5 protein-coding genes are annotated in these 3,580 nt (G+C 42.2%); all 5 read left to right on the forward strand.

The annotated features are described in order from the left end of the window. Positions 1-234: hypothetical protein (locus IQ229_RS24180; RefSeq protein ID WP_228013547.1), on the forward strand; the 234-nt coding region annotated here is incomplete at its 5' end. Positions 235-412: 178 nt separating this feature from the next. After that, entirely contained in the window at positions 413-1,657 is a 1,245-nt protein-coding gene (locus IQ229_RS18275; RefSeq protein WP_194046153.1) for a cytochrome P450, read from the forward strand. A gap of 71 nt (positions 1,658-1,728) precedes the next feature. Next, complete coding sequence (locus IQ229_RS18280; protein ID WP_194046155.1) at positions 1,729-1,908, forward strand: hypothetical protein; 180 nt, start codon at positions 1,729-1,731, stop codon at positions 1,906-1,908. A gap of 154 nt (positions 1,909-2,062) precedes the next feature. Continuing rightward, positions 2,063-2,290 (forward strand): PIN domain-containing protein, encoded by a 228-nt coding sequence (locus IQ229_RS24185; protein WP_228013548.1) that lies wholly within the window; start codon positions 2,063-2,065, stop codon positions 2,288-2,290. Positions 2,291-2,359: 69 nt separating this feature from the next. Beyond that, a partial coding sequence (locus tag IQ229_RS18290) for a UPF0182 family protein (protein ID WP_194046157.1) occupies positions 2,360-3,580 on the forward strand: 1,221 nt, incomplete at its 3' end.

Raw genomic sequence — 3,580 nt, forward strand, 5'->3', positions numbered from 1 at the left:
GGGTTTATATATGTAAAGGGTTTACACGAGTCACTCTTTACTAAATTTCTGGATATCCAGAAACTCGTGAGATCGCAAAGTTCTGTAACCTGGTTACATAATCGCTGGCGGCGGGTCTTGCCGTTGCACGTTGCAGTAACTTCCGATTTCAACTTCCAACTTCATAAGCTAGTTGGTGGAAGTCGGAAGTTACTTAGTTGCGATAGCGGGAGACTAGTTGAGCTTTGTAAATAGTTTACACAGTTAGGAGTTGCGATCGCGCTTTGGCTGCATCAGAATTTGCATTGATGACCGTTGCAGTTTTCGTTGTACCTAAACTGCGATCGCCAATGAGCCGACGGTGAGTAACTTGTTAAGATGATGTTGACTCAAAATCAGTCAAAGCAAACCATCACCGATCGCCATTAGAAGCATGAAGCATCTGTCAGACTATAACTTCTTCGATCCAGAAGTGCTTGTGTGCCCTTATGAATTCTATAAGCTGGCACAGGAGCAAGCACCAATTATGGAGCTACCAAGTCCCACAACGGAAGCAAAACTCTTTCTTGTTACTCGCTATGACTTAACGATCGAAATTCTTAAGGATACAAGAGTATTCTCTAGCAATTTCTCGGCTTTACTAGCTGGCAAAGAACAACACGATCGAGAGTTGCAGAAAATTGCTGCTCAAGGCTGGCCTCAGATGAACACCCTACTGACGGCAGATCCACCAGAACACGAGCGATTTCGCTCGCTGGTAAATAAGGCTTTCACCTCGTCGCGTATCAACAAAATGCGTGACTTGATTGAGCAGATTGTTGATGAACTGATTGACAGCTTTATCGATCGCGGCAAGTGTGAATTCGTCAGTGAGTTTGCCGTACCCTTACCGCTCAAAGTTATTGCTCAACAGTTAGGTGTGCCGCAAGCAGATTTGCCGAAGTTCAAGCAATGGTCTGATTCTTTTATTGCGCGTTTAGGCCACATACTTTCTAGAGAGCAAGAGATCGAGTGTGCTAAAGATGTTGTCGCTTTCCAGCATTATTTTCATGATGTTATGGAGTCACGCCAAAAACAGCCTCAAGATGATTTGATTACTGACTTGGTACAAGCAAAAGTAGATGGAGAGCGATCGCTCGACACTGCTGAACTGCTGAGTATAATTCAGCAAATATTAGTGGCAGGTAATGAGACTGTCACCAGTGCGATCGCAGGTGGGATGTTGTTGCTGACAAACAACAAAGAGCAGATGAAGTTGGTACAAACAGATATTTCTCTGTTAGATAACTTTGTTGAAGAAGTTTTACGAATGCAAAGTCCGACAGCAGGAATGTGGCGAGTTGTGACAGAAGATACAAAGCTTCAAGATGTCGATCTCAAAGCTGGGTCTTTAGTGATGCTCCGCTTCGATGCTGCTAACCGCGACTCGCTAAAATTTATTGAAGGTGAGCGTTTCGATGTGCGCCGCCATAATGCCAGCAACCACCTATCTTTTGGTCATGGGATTCATTTTTGTTTGGGTGCTATGCTTGCTCGTAAGGAAATGCAGATTGCATATCAGCGTTTGCTGCTACGCCTAAAAGACATTCGCTTGGCACAAGAAGGATATCAATATTTACCGAACGTACTCATGCGGACACTGAAGCACCTCAATATTGAGTTCGACAAGGCATCATGAAATGTGCCTCATCACAAGCTACGCGTTCTGATTTATAAATACTACTAGAATTTCGATAGGAGGTAAAAACAATGCTACGAACCATTGAAGGAATTTATAAAAATGGCAAAATCGAACTAGCTGAAAAACCACAAGGTATTACTGAAAGCAGAGTCTTTGTTACTTTCTTAGAAACAAAACCCATGACTTGGCCAGAAACTATTATGCAACATCAAGGTGTAGTAAAAAGTATTATTTTTGAGTCTTACTGAGACGAACTGCTACCACCTAACGAAATCGAGTTTTAATGATGGGTTATTTACTCGATACCTGCGTAATTAGTGATTTTGTCAGGGAGAAAAAAATACTCTCAAGCTCTTAAAGTCTACTACTCCCACAGATATTTTTATTTCCTCCTTAACAGTAATGGAGGTTAAGTATGGATTAGCAATCAATCCTCAACGTGCCTTAAAAATCCAATCATTGATTGAAGCATTGTTAGGTTCGATTACAATTTTACCTTTTAGTGTGGAAGAAGCAGAACAAGCTGCCCAAATTAGAAGTATTTTGAAAACAGCGGGTACTCCTATCGGTTCTTATGATGTATTGATCGCAGCAACAGCACTAACTCAATCATATTGTTGTAACATCTAATGTTCGATAATTTCAAAGAGTAAACGGCTTGCAAATAGAGAATTGGCGTTCTTTTTAAATTACATATCAATGTATTGGAAATGGGGCTTTAGGCTATTAATCGGATTTTTGGGGCTGTGGCTACTTCTGGATCTAAGTTCCCGTCTGGGAGCAGAAATTTTTTGGTTTCGGGAAGTCGGCTATCTCCAAGTATTTTTGTTGAGGCTGCTGACTCGTGGTATTTTGTGGGTAGTCGTGGCTGGGATAACTGCTGCCTATCTACTGCTAAACCTGGCTCTAGCACAACGGCTAAAATATTCCCAGTCTGTAAATATTGAACAACCAGAACTCAACAGTGAATTAACAAATTTTCTCAGTCCTAATTATCCAAGACACGACAAAACCCGGATACTTGGGTTACAACGCTTTCAAACATTCAGGTTGCGCTGGTTATTACCCTTAACTCTGATATTGAGCTTGTTAATCGGGTTAATGCTGGCTCACTATGGTCAAATTGCTCTTTCTTACTGGCATCCTCCAGTTAATAAAGCTAGTCAACCCATTCTTGCCCTATTTCGACCAGAGACGATTTGGCAACTCTTGAGGCAGATTTTCTCTCAAGTCTCGTATCTCGGTTTAATTGGGGGAGTAGCGATCGCAATCTTAATTTATCCGCAATTTTTACTAACTGCGATCGCAATTCTCTTCAGTCCCATTTTTGGGTTGATCCTATTCCAAAACTGGGCAAAGGTGCTGCAATATTTTCACCCCACCCTTTTCAACAGCACTGAGCCTTTATTTGGTCGAGATATCAGCTTTTACGTCTTTTCTTTACCCTTTTGGGAACTGCTAGAACTCTGGCTGATGGGATTATGTTTGTATGGCTTTGTCGCTGTTACTCTCACTTATCTCTTGTCGGCTGACAGTTTGAGTCAGGGGATTTTCCCTGGTTTTTCACCCCAGCAGCAGCGTCATTTATCCGGTATGGGTGGCTTGTTGATGCTGGTAGTGGCTTTTAGTTATTGGCTGAGTCGCTATGAACTGGTGTATTCTACCCGTGGAGTCAGTTATGGTGCCAGCTATACCGATGTCACAGCCCAGTTGCCAGCTTACACCGTCTTGTGGATCGTGGCAGTTGCGATCGCAACTTACCTACTTTGGCGAACATTTTTCTGGAAACCCAAATCTCAGTATCGTCGTTTAGTATTTTACGGATTAGGGGTTTATCTAGTACTAGTTATATTAGCTGACGCTGTTTTACCTGCTCTAGTGCAATATTTAATCTGTCTCTTATACGCATCTGACGCTGCC

Source organism: Nostoc cf. edaphicum LEGE 07299 (assembly GCF_015207245.1).
In the GTDB taxonomy this organism is placed as follows: Bacteria; Cyanobacteriota; Cyanobacteriia; order Cyanobacteriales; family Nostocaceae; genus Nostoc; species Nostoc edaphicum_B.

Coding starts and splice junctions, on each gene's coding strand:
- IQ229_RS18275 (WP_194046153.1), top strand. CDS start 413: ATGAAGCATCTGTCAGACTATAACTTCTTCGATCCAGAAGTGCTTGTG.
- IQ229_RS18280 (WP_194046155.1), top strand. CDS start 1,729: ATGCTACGAACCATTGAAGGAATTTATAAAAATGGCAAAATCGAACTA.
- IQ229_RS24185 (WP_228013548.1), top strand. CDS start 2,063: ATGGAGGTTAAGTATGGATTAGCAATCAATCCTCAACGTGCCTTAAAA.